The 16,883-nt window shown below is 45.8% G+C and carries 16 protein-coding genes; 3 read left to right on the top strand and 13 right to left on the bottom strand.

Translation table 11 applies throughout. From position 1 onward, the window contains the following. The first annotated feature begins 29 nt into the window (after window positions 1-29). Window positions 30-866 carry a TerC family protein gene (locus tag IC612_RS09465; protein WP_194739945.1) on the top strand — a complete coding sequence of 279 codons (837 nt, stop codon included), beginning with the start codon at window positions 30-32 and terminating at the stop codon, window positions 864-866. Window positions 867-927: 61 nt separating this feature from the next. On the opposite strand, the gene IC612_RS09460 is transcribed toward IC612_RS09465, so the two are convergent. The 13 genes from IC612_RS09460 to IC612_RS09400 form a co-directional block, all read right to left on the bottom strand. Beyond that, window positions 928-1,758 (bottom strand): flavin reductase family protein, encoded by an 831-nt coding sequence (locus IC612_RS09460; protein ID WP_194739944.1) that lies wholly within the window; start codon window positions 1,756-1,758, stop codon window positions 928-930. 22 nt (window positions 1,759-1,780) lie between these two features. After that, window positions 1,781-3,031 carry a fumarylacetoacetase gene (fahA, locus tag IC612_RS09455; protein WP_194739943.1) on the bottom strand — a complete coding sequence of 417 codons (1,251 nt, stop codon included), beginning with the start codon at window positions 3,029-3,031 and terminating at the stop codon, window positions 1,781-1,783. Window positions 3,032-3,202: 171 nt separating this feature from the next. Beyond that, window positions 3,203-3,658: a hypothetical protein gene (locus tag IC612_RS09450; protein WP_194739942.1), complete on the bottom strand. Its 456-nt coding sequence runs from the start codon at window positions 3,656-3,658 to the stop codon at window positions 3,203-3,205. 46 nt (window positions 3,659-3,704) lie between these two features. Next, the gene (hppD, locus tag IC612_RS09445) at window positions 3,705-4,835 is read right to left on the bottom strand and encodes a 4-hydroxyphenylpyruvate dioxygenase (RefSeq protein ID WP_194739941.1); all 1,131 of its coding nucleotides are present in this window, start codon (window positions 4,833-4,835) and stop codon (window positions 3,705-3,707) included. 128 nt (window positions 4,836-4,963) lie between these two features. Continuing rightward, window positions 4,964-6,241 (bottom strand): acetyl-CoA hydrolase/transferase family protein, encoded by a 1,278-nt coding sequence (locus IC612_RS09440; RefSeq protein ID WP_194739940.1) that lies wholly within the window; start codon window positions 6,239-6,241, stop codon window positions 4,964-4,966. A gap of 146 nt (window positions 6,242-6,387) precedes the next feature. Then, a complete protein-coding gene (locus IC612_RS09435) occupies window positions 6,388-7,539 on the bottom strand; it encodes a homogentisate 1,2-dioxygenase (RefSeq protein WP_194739939.1) in 1,152 nt (383 codons plus the stop codon). An 89-nt stretch (window positions 7,540-7,628) separates the two neighbouring features. Further along, entirely contained in the window at window positions 7,629-8,162 is a 534-nt protein-coding gene (locus IC612_RS09430; protein ID WP_194739938.1) for a hypothetical protein, read from the bottom strand. Window positions 8,163-8,169: 7 nt separating this feature from the next. Next, a complete protein-coding gene (locus IC612_RS09425; protein WP_194739937.1) occupies window positions 8,170-8,610 on the bottom strand; it encodes a lipoprotein in 441 nt (146 codons plus the stop codon). 5 nt (window positions 8,611-8,615) lie between these two features. Continuing rightward, a complete protein-coding gene (locus IC612_RS09420) occupies window positions 8,616-9,425 on the bottom strand; it encodes a lysophospholipid acyltransferase family protein (protein ID WP_194739936.1) in 810 nt (269 codons plus the stop codon). 27 nt (window positions 9,426-9,452) lie between these two features. After that, on the bottom strand, window positions 9,453-10,082 hold the full coding sequence (locus IC612_RS09415) for an NUDIX hydrolase (RefSeq protein WP_194739959.1): 630 nt from the start codon (window positions 10,080-10,082) through the stop codon (window positions 9,453-9,455). Window positions 10,083-10,193: 111 nt separating this feature from the next. Next, the gene (locus IC612_RS09410) at window positions 10,194-11,750 is read right to left on the bottom strand and encodes an Rne/Rng family ribonuclease (RefSeq protein WP_194739935.1); all 1,557 of its coding nucleotides are present in this window, start codon (window positions 11,748-11,750) and stop codon (window positions 10,194-10,196) included. Between the two features lie 240 nt (window positions 11,751-11,990). Continuing rightward, window positions 11,991-12,281, bottom strand: a complete 291-nt coding sequence (locus IC612_RS09405) for an HU family DNA-binding protein (protein ID WP_194739934.1) — start codon at window positions 12,279-12,281, stop codon at window positions 11,991-11,993. 128 nt (window positions 12,282-12,409) lie between these two features. Continuing rightward, window positions 12,410-14,635 (bottom strand): DUF4838 domain-containing protein, encoded by a 2,226-nt coding sequence (locus tag IC612_RS09400; protein WP_194739933.1) that lies wholly within the window; start codon window positions 14,633-14,635, stop codon window positions 12,410-12,412. Between the two features lie 131 nt (window positions 14,636-14,766). Between IC612_RS09400 and mutY the strand changes: the two genes are divergently transcribed. Both mutY and IC612_RS09390 read left to right on the top strand, forming a co-directional pair. Further along, window positions 14,767-15,804: an A/G-specific adenine glycosylase gene (gene mutY / locus IC612_RS09395; protein WP_194739932.1), complete on the top strand. Its 1,038-nt coding sequence runs from the start codon at window positions 14,767-14,769 to the stop codon at window positions 15,802-15,804. A gap of 149 nt (window positions 15,805-15,953) precedes the next feature. Beyond that, window positions 15,954-16,883 carry a PfkB family carbohydrate kinase gene (locus IC612_RS09390; RefSeq protein WP_194739931.1) on the top strand — a complete coding sequence of 310 codons (930 nt, stop codon included), beginning with the start codon at window positions 15,954-15,956 and terminating at the stop codon, window positions 16,881-16,883.

The following is a 16,883-nucleotide window of genomic DNA, read 5'->3' as shown; positions in this document are numbered from 1 at the left end:
TTTACCGCTGGAAATTAAAAACAAAAACTATGGACTTATTTACCGGCATTGATTGGCCCAATTTCGCAGACCCGCAGATCTGGGTCTCGCTTCTGACCCTGACTTTCCTGGAAATTGTATTGGGAGTCGACAATATTATTTTCATCTCGATTATTTCCGATAAGCTTCCTAAAGCAAGGCAGAAATTTGCACGCAATCTCGGACTGGGATTTGCCATGTTATTTAGAGTCATCCTGCTTCTGATGATCAATTGGATCATCTCCCTGAAAGACCCTGTGCTTACCTTGGGCTTTATGAGTGATGCAACCACTGGCGGGCCACTTCTGCTTAGTTGGAAGGATATTATTCTTCTTGCGGGAGGTATTTTCCTGATTGGAAAAAGTACCTTTGAAATACACAGTAAAATGCAGGTCGATGAAATCCATGGACCCAAAGCCGCCTCTGCAGGATCGGCTCTTATGGTACTGGTTATCAGTCAGATCATCCTTATCGATATGGTGTTCTCACTAGATTCCATTCTTACTGCAGTGGGATTAGTAGATAACGTTTTGCTTATGATCATTGCGGTTGTGATTTCCATAGGTATCATGATGGCCTTTGCAGGGCCTATTGCGCGGGTCATCAATAAACATCCAAGCCTTCAGATGCTGGCCCTTGCCTTCTTAGTGGTAATTGGTGTTATGCTGGTCGCAGAAGGAATCCATCAGCATGTGAGTAAGAATATCATTTATTCTTGCCTTGCTTTCTCTCTGGCCGTAGAACTGCTCAACATCCGGCTTCGGAGTAAAAAGGAGCGGGCATTCAAGCTCAATCCGGATTTAAAAGACAATCTCGAGATTGAACATTCCAGTGATCAACCCTCATAAAAACGCATCCCACAGAAAATAGGTTTCTGCGGGATGTTTTCTTTTTACAGGTTAAGAGTAATTAGTGCTTAGAGGTTTGCAGATAGTGCCAGGCCAACTCCACCTGCCCTTTCTCTAGAGCAGATTTGGCAAGGGTATGGTTCTGGATTTCTGCGCTGAATTTTCCCGCAGGAAGTTTTTCAATGTTTGCAAGCATCGCCAAATCATTTCCTGTAAGGACTAGGCTTTCACGCACTTCAGTAGGGAGAGAATCTATTCCAATTCCTAGTGTAGTTAGTGGCTTTGGTACTTCAAACAGGTTTTGTGCATTTTGCCTGCTATAGTAGTTACCCCCGAGACGCGCAACCAAGTCCAAAGAAAGCGGATCCAGAGTGCCCTCATCGGTTAGGTATTTCTCATCCACGTGAATGCGTACGATCTGCGCTATAACTAGTTGACCCGCACCTCCCTCACTTCCTAGAGATTTTACTTCCAGTACCTTGCATTCCAGGTTTACAGGGCATTCTTGGATAAGTGGAGGAGCGACAATCTCTGAGGGGCGCATCGTAAGACCCGATTTCAAGAACTCATTCGTACCGCGAGTGTATTCCGTGGAGGCCAGGGAGACCTGCTGTACGATTGGGAAATTAACAATGCCTACAACTACCTCAGGTACTTCCAGTACGTTTTGTAGTGTATGCTTGGTAGTGTTGTCCCTAACCCTGCGCGAGGGTGAAAAAATAACCACGGGAGGCAGAGTAGAAAAAAGATTAAAGAAACTGAAGGGCGAAAGGTTGACTTCCCCTTGGTCATTAACACTGGATACCAATGCTATGGGACGCGGTGCTATTGCGGTCTGCAGCAGCGTCTGCAGTTCCATGGGATTTAAAGACTCAGGACTTATGGTTTTCATCTGTCGATAGATCGAAAAAGCGTTAGACTTTACTAGGAAGTATTGTGGCTACCACTTCACCAAATCCCACACGTATCCCTTCCTTCTGGGCGTACCCCCGCATGGTAACGGTATCACCGTCCTCAATAAAGCTGCGTTTCTGACCGTCGTTTAGTACCACTGGGTTTTCTCCTTTCCAGGAAAGTTCCAGCATAGAGCCAAAACTCTCTGGTGAATTCCCGGAGATAGTTCCCGATGCATAGAGATCGCCCACTTCAATATTACACCCGCTCACAGTATGATGGGCCAGTTGCTGGCACATATTCCAGTACATATGACGGAAATTGGTCTTAGCAAGCGTTTTCTCTGTGCCGTGGGAGGGGGTAAGACCCACTTCCATTGAAATGTCGTAATGCTTGTTTCCTGTAAAGGTTAAATAGGGCAAAACTGCAGGGTCCTGTATCGGTCCTTCGGTACGGAAGGGTTCCAGGGCCTCTAGAGTAACCACCCATGGGGAAACGGAGGAGGCAAAGTTTTTTCCTAAAAATGGACCAAGAGGAACGTATTCCCATGCCTGAATATCGCGCGCCGACCAGTCATTGAAAAGTACCAGACCAAAGATTGCTTCCTCTGCTTGCTCTGTAGATATGGATTCGCCCATCTCCGTATTACGGTTCACAATGAAGGCCATTTCAAGTTCGAAATCCAGCTGTCGGGTGGGACCAAATACCGGTGCGGGAGCATCTTTGGGTTTGGTTTGCCCCTTCGGGCGGTGGATATCTGTGCCACTGACCACTATGGAGGAAGCCCGGCCATGGTAGCCCACCGGAAGATGTTTCCAGTTGGGAAGCAGGGCATTGGCTGGATCGCGGAACATTTCACCCACATTGCGTGCATGCTGTTCACTGGAATAGAAATCTGTATAATTGGGAACATGTACCGGCATAAGCATCTTTACTTGATCCAGTTCAAAGAAGCACTGTTCAATACTTTTTTCGTCCTTTGCGAGTAAGGAATCTTCTAATAGCAGTTCCTGTATCTTGAGCCGCACCGCAGAGGTCACGGGCTTGCCCAGTTCTATGAATTCATTTAGCGTGTAGGCCTCAAAGACATTTTCGCTAAGTCCATCCACATCGTCCAGAAAGCCGAAGTCGTATAGAGTGGCCAAATCCACTACAATATCGCCGATGCGTGTAGCGCAGGCAATATATTCTTTATTAAATACGGCGACACCAAAGGGTATGTTATGGATGGAAAAATCTGAGGTTTCACTATAGTTTACAAACGATTTCATAGAGATTAATTTAGATTCTTAAAGATACAAAATATACAGGGACTTAAAAATGGCACTACGCTTTTGCATTGTGCAGGATAAACTGTGGATTTTCACAAATCCAATTGCAATAAAACTGCCTTAAGAAACGAATTCTTAAGGCAGTTTTAGTACGTTACAAAGAGTGTAGAATTATTTGTTGTCTCTACCGGCCTCGAGAAACAAATCGCCGTTTTGTACATTGACCAGGTAGAAATTTCTTTTTTCGCGGGCCATCTTTAGGCTTAAAGCGAGTGGGAGGGGCAAGGGTTTTCCCTCAAGTCGATCCAACCGTACCGACACTAGGCCCCCCGGCATCATCTGGTAATCCCCTGTAAATAAATTTACTGCACTGCTTTGGTCTTTCTTGTCAATGAATACTTCTACCATTTCTGCTTTTCCGTTCACCATCTTTAGTTCCCGCCGTTCGGTATGGTCTTCAAATTCCTTGACCCATACAAAAGGACTGCGAGTAAATACATCGTAGTGCTTTTCACTTACCACAGTACGCGCATTTTCTAATTGGCTGATTCGCTGCGAAATACTTCCCGACTGAGAAAATAAGGGAATAGATGTCAGAAATGCTAAAAGATACAGTGCTTTATACATGGGGATTTTTTTATAGCTTCTCTATAGCAAATAAGATTCCAATCTCTTAGAGGTTTCCCCGACGGGCCTGTTCCCGTTCAAGCGCTTCAAAAAGTGCTTTGAAATTACCTGCTCCGAAGCTTTGTGCGCCATGGCGTTCAATAATCTCAAAAAACAGGGTTGGACGGTCTTCTACAGGTTTGGTGAAAATTTGCAGCAGGTATCCTTCTTCGTCGTGGTCAATTAAAATTCCCAGTTCCTGAAGCTTTGCCAAGTCTTCATCGATACTGCCCACACGCTCGGGAACCATCTCGTAGTAAGCCTGTGGCGGAGCCGAGAGAAACTCAACACCGCGTGCTTTTAGTTCGGTTACGGTATGAATGATGTCCTTTGTAGCTACTGCAATGTGCTGCACGCCTTCTCCTTCGTAAAAATCCAAATATTCCTCCACTTGTGATTTTTTCTTGCCTTCTGCAGGCTCATTGATCGGGAATTTTGCGTAGCCATTTCCATTGCTCATTACCTTAGACATCAGTGCCGAGTATTCGGTGTTGATTTGCTTGTCGTCAAAACTTAGAATATTGACAAATCCCATGACATCCTCGTACCATTTAACCACCGGAAGCATTCGGTCCCAGCCTACGTTTCCAACACAATGGTCCACATAGAGTAGACCAACATCCGCAGGGTTGTATGCACTTTCCCATTTTTCGTAGCCCGGCATGAATTCTCCAGTATAGTTTTTCCTTTCCACAAACATATGCACGGTCTCTCCATAGGTGTAGATTCCCGACATCCGCACTTCTCCATGCGCATCGGTAAGGGTCTGCGGCTCCAGGTAGGGTTTTGCACCGCGTTTGGTAGTTTCTTCAAATGCACTATAAGCATCTTCTACCCATAAGGCCAGAACTTTTACCCCGTCACCGTGTTTCTTTACATGCTCGCAAACCACCGAGTCCGATTTCAGTCCTGTGGTGAGAACCAGGCGGATCTTTCCTTGTTGCAAAACATAGGATGCTCTATCTCTTACGCCCGTTTCTGGGCCGGCATAGGCTACACTTTGAAAACCAAAAGCCGTTTTGTAGAAGTGGGCTGCTTGCTTGGCATTGCCTACATAGAATTCAATATAATCGGTACCATTGATGGGCAGGAAATTCTCCGCCTTTGCAATCTTTTCTGCGAAAGTAAGTGTTGACATGTATAGGAAATCTTTAGATGTTTACCGCCTAATTTACTAATTTTTCAGTAAAGCTAAAATGCTAGTATACAGGCAGCAATCTTATATAATTCCTACTAAAAAACCCGGCTGGAAGGCCGGGTTTACATTTATATTTGTTTGAAGCGCTGATAAGCAGCTTCTTCCAGCATCTCTCGATCGTCTGGATGCGCTATGCTAATTAGTGCTTTAGCACGCTGGCGTAAGTTTTTTCCGTAGAGGTTCACTGCCCCGTACTCGGTCACCACCCAGTGGATATGCCCTCTGGTGGTCACCACCCCCGCACCTTGCTTTAAGAACGGCACGATACGCGGCACCCCTTTTTTAGTTCTTGATGAGATTGCTATGATAGGCTTTCCTCCCTCACTCAGAGCAGCCCCACGCATGAAATCCATCTGTCCCCCAATGCCGCTAAATTGGTACGTACCGATGGAATCCGCACAAACCTGACCAGTCAAGTCCACCTCAATAGCGGAATTGATCGCAGTCATTTTTTTGTTCTTCATTATATTGATCGGAAAATTAACATGCTGTACGTCCATGAAGGAAATAGAAGGATTGTCGTCTACAAAATCGTAGAGTCTTCTGGTTCCAAAACAAAAACTGGTGATGGTTTGGTTGGTATGTGTTCCTTTGTACTTATTATTTACGACATCATTAAGGATTAGATCGATCGCCCCATCGCTTATCATCTCGGTGTGAATGCCAAGGTCCTTATGGTTGCCCAGGCTCTTAAGTACCGCATCAGGAATGGTTCCAATACCCATTTGTAACGTGGATCGGTCATCGATAAGTTCTGCTACATTCCCACCAATCTTCAGTTCTTCTTCCCCAACCTTTGCACCATAGTCCACTGTGAGAAGTTCTTCTTCATGCCATACCACTTTGTCAAAGCGGCTGATATGTATCATTCCGTCTCCGTGGGTGCGAGGCATGAGAGGATTTACAATCGCTATAATCTTTCCTGCAGTATCCACAGCGCTGCGGGCAACGTCCACCGAGGTGCCTAGTGTACAGTATCCGTGTTTGTCTGGTGGAGATACCGTGACCATAGCTACATCAATGGGAAGAAAACCCGATTTGAAAAGGGTAGGAATTTCACTTAAAAATACAGGTACAAAGTCTCCTCGTTCTGAGTTTACTGCGTCGCGAACCGGCGTGGAAGTGAAAAGGGAATTAATATAGAAACTGTCTTTATATTCAGGTTTTGCGATTTCCACACTCCCCTGCTGGGTAATGGATACAAATTCCACGTCACGCAGTCGGTCCGATTGCCTTGCCAACTCGTCCAGAAAATAATTGGGTGTACAGGCACTACCGTGAGAGAATATTCGGTCTCCACTTTTAATTACTGAAACGGCCTCTTGGGCACTGACATAATGGTGCATAAGCGTTGTATTTTCGTATTAATCGTTCTTTAGAATCCTTCCAAAGATACTGCTTTTCCCTAGGGCTTCAAATATGACATATGTCAAATTGAGGGGTCCTACTAGGCTGCCAGAAGTGTGTTAAGTATCTGATTTACAGTATGATTTTATTCTAACCATGAAGTCTTGTAGGAGGGGTCTTCCACTTTTAGCGCTTCTTGCGTAATTTGAAGCGGACGGAAAGGGTCTACCATAACGGCATACTCCTGAGTGAATTTTTGCCCGATGCTTCGTTCCATAGCGCCCGGGTGCGGACCGTGCACTATACCTCCAGGATGTAGTGTGAAATCCATCAGATCAATATGGTTTCGGCTCATGAAATCCCCTTCTGTGTAGAAAAGCACCTCATCGGAATCGATATTGGAGTGATTGTACGGCGCGGGAACAGCCAAAGGATGGTAGTCGTACATCCTTGCCACAAAAGAGCATACAACAAAATTGTGCGCTTCGAAGTTTTGATGTACCGGCGGTGGCATATGAATGCGTCCGGTGATGGGTTCAAAATTCTTTATATTGAATTTATAGGGATAGAAGTATCCGTCCCAGCCTACCAGGTCAAAAGGATGCGTAGCATACTGAAAATCCCAGATAAGATCTTGTTTTTTTACCTTAATCGTAAAATCCCCTTTCTGATCAACTGGCGGCTTAAAGGTGGGAGCAATAATGTCGCGTTCACAGAATGGAGAATGTTCCAATAACTGCCCGAACTCATTGCGGTAGCGCTTTGGTGTGTAGATTGGAGAATGGCTTTCAATGAAAAAGAGCACGTTGTCGGAACCGTCAAAATCCAGCTGGTAAATGGTGCCTCTTGGGATGATCAGGTAATCACCGAAGGAGAATTCCAGATCTCCGAGAAACGTCTTAAGCGTGCCAATCCCTTGGTGCACATAAAGCAGTTCGTCGCAATGTGCATTCTTATAGAAGTAGGAGGTAGATTCGCGTGGCTTGGCCAGTCCCATCTTCAGATCACTGTTAAAAAGAAGGATTTTGCGGCTTTCCAGATAGTCGTCTTCCGGGGTCACATGCATTCCTTTAAACATACGTGGCGTGACGTTGCGTTCTACCCCAACCTTTGGAGCGACATCCCTAGGTTCAGAGATATGACGGATCTGGGTGGGCCGGTGCAAATGGTACAGTAGCGAGGATATTCCATGGAAACCTTCGGTTCCAAAGAGCTGTTCATAGTAAAAATTTCCTTCTGGGGATTTATATACCGTATGGCGCTTTTGTGGAATCTCTCCACGCTGAATATATCTCATGGGGCGGTGCTTTTTGGTAAATTTAATTAAATTTTACCATTTAGCAATCCGCAGTAGTGAGGCCCTGTGAAGGGTAGAGTACTAGGGACTTACTGCATGGAGAGCACCTCGGCAAACGCCTCACTCTGAATGCCCAGATGACGAAGTAGCTCCTCAATTCCTTGCAGATACGGCACTACCGGGGCAAGGGATTCTGAAATAGGCACCATGCCAATAGGGGTGGAATAATTCTCTACGGGTTCGGCCATCCGATCGAAGGGAATGTGTCTGTAAAAATTAGTACCCTGACCCAGGGCCAAAACTACGTCATTTAAATCTTTATCGTATACTACGATTCCCCCGTCGGTCACCTGTTCAAGGACAGCAGAAAACTGCTCGAGGCTTAAGGGTTGCAACAGAAAGAGTATGTTGGGGCGCAGTGACTGAGCAAGAACAGGATCCAAGGTCTGAACAATTAAGAACTCGCCCTCTCCCCGTATGGTGTGCTTTTCTGTCCAATAGCTTTGTCCCGGACGTTCCATTTCAAGCGCTTCTTTTACAAGGAAAGTTATTTCTTGGGGTCCTCCAAGAAGTACCACGCGGGTTCTGTTCTCTCCGTGGGTAAGTAATTCGTTTTGTTGCATGAGTTAATTATGGAGTACGAAGGTTTTTTTCCTCTACCAATGCCTCAAAAGCACCGACGATGTTTTCCCACCTTTTCTGGTCCTGAGGCATGATGAAACTCCCGTCGTTTTTGTAGATATCCTCTCTAGGCGTGCGTACTTTTACCGTGGTGGTAATATGGTCGTACACCTTTTTGTAGTCTTCCCGTATGGTGGAGAGTTTGTTGGACTCGATGGCTTGGTAAAGCGCCGTTTTCTCTTTCTGAGACAAGGTGCTTTTTTTGTTGTATTTCTTTCCGTGCCCCTCATAAAAATAATGCACGGTCTGCCCTTTAATCAGCATATTCTCGTAGATAGGTGCAAGACCACCGCTGCGGCTATAACTGATATCGTATTCTTCAAATATTTTGTGTGAGCTGCAGCCGGTAAGGCCCAGTACAGCAATAAGGAGTAAAAGAAGTCTTTTCATAAGAATTAGATGTTTTTTTCGGGAACTTGTACCTCGGTACGGGCCTTTAATTCCTCGTCGTATTCGTACAGGACATTAAAGTCAGGAGTCTGTTCAATAGCCACCATGATCTTTTGTAGGATATCCTGAGCACTGTCGTCGTCGTAATCAATGGTTAAGGGCGCTTTAAACTCCATGGTAGGTTTCACGCCCGTAACTTTTATCTTAAGTCCTTTTTTGTCAAAAGCGCGGCGAAATCCGTTAATCTTTATGGGTACTACGATAGGACGCTGCTGTTTAACCAGCTTTGCTGTACCTTTTCTTCCCTGGGCGAAGGCTGAAGTGGTGCCTTGGGGAAAGGTAATGACCCAACCGTTATCCAAAGCTTTCATTATATTGTCCACTTCGCTCATATCCACCATACGGTTCACGTTCTGTCCCTTCTCCCTCCAGGTTCTTTTTACTGTAACGGCACCAGCGAGTTTAAAAATACGCGAAAGCAGTCCTTTGTTCATGGTTTCTTCTGCAGCTACGTAGTAAAAGTCCACGCGGGGATTCAAGAGGTAGACGGGGTTTTTGATCGTGTCGTAGTAGCCGTTGTTTACCGCAAAGAAGACATGGTACATGGCTGCCACATCCGCAAAATAGGTTTGGTGGTTGGAAACAAACAGTACATTGGAGTCCGGCAGATCTTTAAGGTGGTGGGTGCCTGATATCTTTAGTTTATTAAAGCCATTAAACCGCCGGTAGGAAACGATGCCCAGCAGAAAGATGATAAACCGCTTCAAGAAGTAGGGCGTGCCGAAGGCATCTGCAAAAATCGTTTTCTTCGCCATTATTCACATTGCATTAATCGTGCGAATTTACAAATTTTTCAGCAAGTCCCTAAACTCACTTAGGATCATTGAAGTGGCGCCCCAAATCAAGTGTCCCTGAAATTCAATGACAGGTACTTCGTGTCCTCTGCTTTGCGCAAGAGTGCGCATTTGTGGTGCTTCCTGAAGTGAGAGAATGGAGCGGACCGGAAATTCAATAAGCTCCTTGGCTTCGGATTCCTGCAGGGTAAATTGGGGATTCTTACCGGTATACGATATGAAGGGATGCACATAAAAGTTACTGGGAGGTATGTAGATAGGTGAGATCGGACGGATCAGTCGGATGTAATTGGGGTGGATTCCCATTTCCTCAGAAGTTTCCCTGCGCGCAGTCTGTCCAAAAGATTGGTCCAAAGGTTCGCGGCTTCCTCCAGGCAGTGAAATCTGCCCGCTGTGTCTGTCGTTCTCATTGTGGGTGCGGACCATGAGGGGAAAGTGCCATTCTCCGTCTTTCAAATAGAGCAGGATATTGACTGCAGCAAACCGCGGATTGCGCTGGAGTATTTCCTCGTACGTAAACAGTGGTCGGTAGGGTGGGGAGTAGATGGCATGGGCCTGTTCTCCCTTAAGAGTGGCGCACTGTATTTTCTTCAAAAGATCTCTTCCAAATACCGTCATAGTAACAAAAGTAAGGGTTTTTACGGGAAATTTCACTGCCTTGCTCTGTTAAGAAAGCATAAAAAAACTCCCTCGAATGAGGAAGTTTCAATGGGGCGCTGTGGCCTATTTTTAGTTCGAGTAACTGGCAAGTTCCTCTTTTTTTGAATTGTAGAGTCGGTATTCCAAGTAACGGAAACTGTCTCTAGGGATAATAGTTACCCACTTTTTGTACTTGATATACCACTTGGTTTGAATGCTCATAAGTCCTTTGCTCAGGTAGGCTTCTACGAAGGGATGGACATGGAGAAATATTTTGCCTTTCTCTTTTTGGATGATTCCTCTAATCACCTCTTCCATACGCTCTACCACTACAATAGGGGCAAGGATCTCTCCGTCGGCATTGGGATTTTCCTCTGTGGTTTCAATTTGTTTTTCTGGACGTACCCGCTGACGGGTCATCTGTATCAATCCAAATTTACTTGGAGGCAGAATCTTATGGCGCGCTTTATCGCGCTTCATTTCGTCGCGGAAATGTTCGTAGAGTGCCTTGCGGTGCTCGGCATTAACCATGTCAATGAAATCCACCACAATGATGCCGCCCATGTCACGCAGGCGTAGCTGCCTTGCGATTTCGGTAGCGGCAAGTTTGTTTACAGTAAGTGCGTGGTCACGTGAGGAAGTTCCACTGCCTAGATTGGGTCCGGAGTTCACGTCCACCACGTGCAATGCTTCGGTGTGTTCGATCACCAAATACGCTCCCTTGGAACTTGGAATGTTCACGTGTTTACCGAAACTCTGTTTTAGCTGCTTCTCCACATTGTAGTATTCCATCAGTGGAATATGGGAATTGTGGTACTGCACTATGTTTTTTCTTTCTGGCGCAATGACTTCTACGTAGCTGGTGATATCCTCTACCATGGACTCATCATCGCAGATGATGCTTGTGAAATCCTGATTGAAATTATCACGTAGTATGGCCGATGCCCGGTCTTCTTCGCTCAGTACCTTGGAGGGTACCTTTTGCTTCTGGATGTTTTTAAAGGTACTTTCCCATTTCTGTACCAGCTGGTTCATATCGTTGTGCAGCTCGGCTACTTTTTTGCCTTCGGCAACGGTGCGGATGATCACACCAAAGCCTTCCGGCTTAATACTTTCAATGAGCGTCTTTAGGCGCTCACGGTCTTCTGCGCTCCGTATTTTCTTGGAGATAGAGACCTTGTTGTCGAATGGGATGAGTACCAAAAACCTTCCGGTTAATGATATTTGGGTGGAAATCCTCGGGCCTTTGGTGGAGATGGGTTCCTTGGTGATCTGGATCAGTACCACATCGTCCTTGGAAAGTACTTTATCCACCGAGCCGTTCTTGTCGATTTCCTTCTGTACTGGGAAGTTCTTCATCGAGGAGGAATTCTGCCTTTTGGAGAAAGTGTCCTTGAGGAATTTCTGATAACTTAGAAAATCAGGTCCCAGGTCCTGATAGTGTAAGAATGCGTCTTTTTCGTAACCGATGTTTACAAAAGCCGCATTGAGGTTGGGTGCCAGTTTTTTTACCCGTCCTAAATAGAGGTCCCCGACGGAGAATTCCGAATTGTCCTCTTCTTCGTGAAGTTCGAACAGTCGGCCGTCTTCGAGCAGCGCGATCTTCGTGTTCTCCTTTTGATGGGAGATGATCAGTTCTTTTTTCATTGCTCTTGGGTTAAATTTTGGACTAGTATGTAGATTAGCTACTTCTTTAAACAAAAATATAGTTAATGAAATAAAGTTCATCAACTATATTATTATATTTTGGAGGAAAAATTATTTTTTCTTCTTATGTCTGTTAGCTCTTCTTCTTTTCTTTCTCTTGTGCGTCGCTACCTTATGTCTTTTTCTTTTCTTTCCGCTTGGCATTGTCGTAATGTGTTAAGGTTAATATTCAGTTAATTTTTATTTTACAGTTACTTTGCTTTTCACCTTCTCAACGAAGCTCTTGGATGGCTTAAATGCCGGAATATTGTGAGCTGGTATTTCAATGGCAGTATTTTTGGAAATGTTACGGCCGGTTTTAGCAGCTCTTGTTTTGATGATAAAAGACCCGAACCCTCTCAAATAAACATTGTCACCGTTATACATTGAAGTCCTGATTTCCTGCATAAATGCCTCAATGACCTTCTGCGTTTCATTCTTTTCTGTTCCCAACTTATTAGAGATGGTATTAACCAATTCTGCCTTTGTCATTTCCTTTTTTTGTTTTTAATTTTGGTGTGCAAATATAATAACTATTTTTCAAACTTGACAAACAAATCCCTGATTTTCTTAACCTTGGTGGATTTGCGATTAGTGCCGACGTGGTGGCCTGCCACTCCTTATTGAACCCAGATCTCGTCGGTGGCAATCAGGGGCTTTCTTTGGCTGGGCTGAGAGAACTTGGGAAGTGTGGAAAGCGGGTGGGCCGTTAGTCGTATATAACGGATCTTAGAATGAATCTCAAAACGCTGTAGGTAGGTGGCTACCGAGGCGTTCTGCCTGGCCTCAAAGCCATCCACTCCTTCCATGGGAACAAAGTTCTTTCCATTGGAGGAGACTTCCAAAAGGATCTTTTCCGGTAGGAAAATAAATCGCCGCTGGTTTTCAAGAAAACTTGTTTCGATAGTTTTTACATGCCTTCGTTCCCCTAAGTCCAAAGTCATGGTTACATGCTGAGAGAAAAGCAGCCAATTGTAACTGAAATTAGAAAAGCCATACATTCCATCGGTAAGTGTACGCTGTCGTTTGGCCGGATAATCCTCCACCCAGGGCGCAGAAAAATGGACAGATGCTCCGTGGGCAAGATTTTGTGGAACCCCACGGGAAAATATATAATCCCACTTTGCCTTGTAGCCCGCAGGGGAATCACCTCCTTCAGAAATTTCTTTCACTGAATACTTCTGCGCCTTGGATACAAATCCTTCAACGAGTGGCTTCCATTGCGGGTCTATTTGGTAGTGTCCGCTCCGGTCCTTTACAAATAGCCCATGGGCATCGAAACCATAAATGCGGGCATGTTGCAGTTTGGTATAGTCCAGAGAAAGCGCGAGTCTTTCCAGGCGTGCACGTACCACTGGATCACTAGTTGCTTCCTGCGCCTTGGATACCAATGCGTGGAGCTGGGTAAGGTTTGTGGGATGCAAATAGTCCCCAAAATGACTAACGGGACTTCCATAGATGTCCAGACGCGCCCCACTTTTTTGTGCAAACGAATGCAAAAGCTGATGGTATTCCATTATATAAGGTGCGGCCTCCCTGTAGTACCCCTCGATAAATTCCCGACGTACATCCTGGGTTTTTAGTGAGGCGTCCCAGAGGGTCTTAGCCAAGACATAGGACTTTAATTCTGCACTATCGTTATAGGTATCTCCCGCCATCTGTGCAAAAATACCCGTGGCTCCCTGGCTTTGGTAGTAGGCGAGATTTTCTCCAATGTGCGCATCGTCCGGGAAAGGCACCAGATAGTTGGTGAACTGCGTGTAATAATCCCATACAAAAATCTGCGAAGCTTTACTCTTCCAATCCAAGAGCAGGGAACGCAATAGCGCTGCCGATCGCTCGGTCGGTACCGCACGGGAGCGGTAGATGTCAATAGTGCTTAAAAAGACCACTACATTTTTTTCCAGCGCAGTGTGGCGCGGAGCAAATTTAGTGGCTTGATACGCCAAAATCGAAAAAGTAGTTTTGGGGAAGTGCCTGGCCAGGCGGTTGGTGAAATCCACAAGTGTACCTGATACCGAGCCTTCTCTTTTGTTTATAGCGCTGCATCCAGCACATTCGCAATGCCCCAGATCGTCGTTTGCTCCAATAGAAAAGTAGCGGGCCTGGGGGTTGTCGGCAATGATTCTACCTAGTGACTTTACTGCATGTTGAAACACTCCAGGATGCGTAAGACAGAGCTGGTTTGGAAGTCGCTTACCACGGTACAGGCCGAACCACTGCGGATGCGTAGCAAAGAGCTTGGGAGAGACCAGTTTATTGTAGGAGTGTCCCCACAATCCCCACTGCTCATCGAGCGTATGGAGTCCGTGCCATTGCAGGTACTCGGGATCTTTGTAGCCAAGCGAATAGACGTCCCGGTAGGCAAAGGAAGGGGAAAAAGAAGTATCAGGCCTGTTTTTTATATAAAGCTCTGGAGTTGTGGGGCACTGCGCCTTTTCTCCAGGAGCCCATTTTCTACAACCCAGCGATTCTTCGATAAAATGGTATACAGCCTTATTAAGGGTCTTTAGAGATGCGGCTTGCAGTAGTATTTTTTCAGGTCCCACAGAAAGGCGGTACATTTCATGAGGCTTAGGGTTAAGTTCCAATCGTATACTTTGCGCTCTGGGGGCTGTTTCTTGAACTATCGGAAATTCATTTCCTGTGACCTGAAGGAGGTAGTCTTGGAGTATAAAGGCCGGATGCGGCAGATCTGATTCCTCAAGGGTGTCCACGGAAAGGTAAAACAGGGCCTTTCCAGGTTCGGAGATCTTTGTATTCTGTGCGGCAAGACTAGGGGATACCAGCATGGTAAGAAGGACGAGGCAAAAAGGTAGTATGTAGTTTCTAACCTCTTGGTTCATTATAATTAAGTTGTAACAAAAGGCAAATATACCAATTGCATCGTTTTGTTCCCTACTGCCGGGATAACTCTTTACCACCTAAGTATTTTTTTTCACTACAGGATATTGATTACTTTTACCGCGTTTTATATATGGAAGGACTAGAAAAGCCCGGTTATGTGGTGTGGGGCGAGAAACTCCTCGAATGGTACCGCGCCAATCAACGTGACCTATTGTGGAGGGAACGCAAGGATCCCTATAGGGTGTGGATCAGTGAGGTGATCCTCCAACAGACTCAGGTCAGGCAAGGTGCACCCTATTTTGAGCGGTTTGTGCAGCGTTTTCCCACGGTGGAGTCTCTTGCCACGGCCAGTGCCGAGGAGGTTCTTCTCTACTGGAAGGGACTGGGTTATTATTCAAGAGCCCTTAATCTGCACCGAGCGGCACAAAAGATTCTTGCCGAGTTCGGGGGTAACTTTCCAACTGAGTACCAGCAGATCCTATCCTTGCCAGGAGTAGGTCCCTATACGGCCTCTGCAATCAGCAGTATTGCTTTTTCACAGCCTGTGGCAGCGGTCGATACGAATCTCTATCGGGTACTCGCGCGGTTCTTCCTCTGCTCGGTAGATATCTCTACCTCGGGTGCGTACCGTATCTTTTCTGAGCTTGCCCTGAAATTAATGCCTAAGGAGTGGCCTGGAGAGTTTAATCAGGCCATGATGGATGTAGGAGCATCGGTGTGCAAACCTTTAGCACCACTCTGCCACGAGTGCCCACTACGGGAGGGCTGTCTTGCCTTTTCCAGAGGTACCATGGAGGAGTATCCAGTAAAGCAGCGCAAGACCAAAGTCTCTACCATTAGCATGCAGTATTACTTTGTTAACGACGGTTTGAGCTATATTATCCAGCAACGTAGTGAGAAGTCGATTTGGAAACGTTTGTATGAATTTCCCACAGAGATTGAACAAAAGTACCAAGACAGGTTGCTGGCTCCAGAAATTCTCCAGCATAGACTCTCCCACCGTGTTCTTAACATTAGGATTGATGCGCTGGTTCTTTCCACCTGGGAGCTGGAGCAGTGGAGCAAGAAGGAAGAGAGCATAGTAGTGCCATACACAGAAAGTGCAGGGTATTCCTATCCCCGTCCTTTGGAACGCTACCTGGAAAAATGGCTCGGCAGCAGGTCCTAGAGGTCCTTTAGGAAGGTGCACTGTATTTTGCGTAAAAAACCTTATTTTTGCCCGGTTGCGCACCTTTTGTCACGTAGAGTGTTACCCCCGATAGGGCGGTAGCTTTAAGGGGCATTGCGCTTTTATATATTTTTTTAAAATACAATTCAATGAAACTTTTAGTGGTGGGGTCTGTGGCCTTTGATGCGATTGAAACCCCTTTTGGAAAAACAGATAAAATTTTAGGTGGTGCCGCCACCTTTATTGGGCTGGCAGCCTCTGTCCTTAAAACCGATGTGAGCTTAGTGTCCGTTGTGGGTGGAGATTTTCCACAAAAGCACCTGGATCTTTTAGAGAGCAAAGGAGTAGATACCTCTGGAATTGAGATGATAAAGGAAGGCAAGACCTTTTTTTGGAGTGGAAAATACCACAACGATTTAAATTCCCGCGACACCCTGGTCACCGAGGTGAATGTAATGGCAGACTTTGATCCTAAAGTGCCCCCGCATGCCAGTGCCTCCGAGGTGCTTTTGTTAGGCAATCTGCATCCTTCCATTCAACTTTCTGTTCTTGAGAAAATGGAAACACGGCCGCAGCTGGTAATTCTGGACACCATGAATTTTTGGATGGATACTGCCTGGGAGGAGCTCTTGAAGATGATTTCCAAAACCGACGTAATTACCATAAACGACGAGGAGGCCAGACAGCTTTCCGGGGAGTACTCCCTAGTGAAATCCGCCCAGAAGATTCATGCCATGGGACCGGATTATGTCATCATAAAAAAAGGAGAGCACGGTGCACTTCTTTTCCATGAAGGAAAAGTGTTTGCCATTCCGGCTTTGCCTCTGGAAGATGTATTCGATCCGACCGGGGCAGGAGATACTTTTGCGGGCGGTTTCGCAGCGCATCTTGCAAAGACGGGGGATTTGAGCTTTAACAATATGAAATCCGCTATTATCGTGGGTTCGGCGCTCGCTTCCTACACCGTTGAGAAATTTGGTACCCAGCGCATTGAAGAAATCACGACCGAAGATCTTAGAAGACGTGTTGCCGATTTCAAACAACTAACTACCTTTGAGATAGATCTCTATTTTGATTAA

The sequence above is a fragment of the Planobacterium oryzisoli genome (assembly GCF_015354315.1).
GTDB lineage: Bacteria > Bacteroidota > Bacteroidia > Flavobacteriales > Weeksellaceae > Planobacterium_A > Planobacterium_A oryzisoli.
This window is presented reverse-complemented; position numbering and strand designations above follow the sequence as displayed.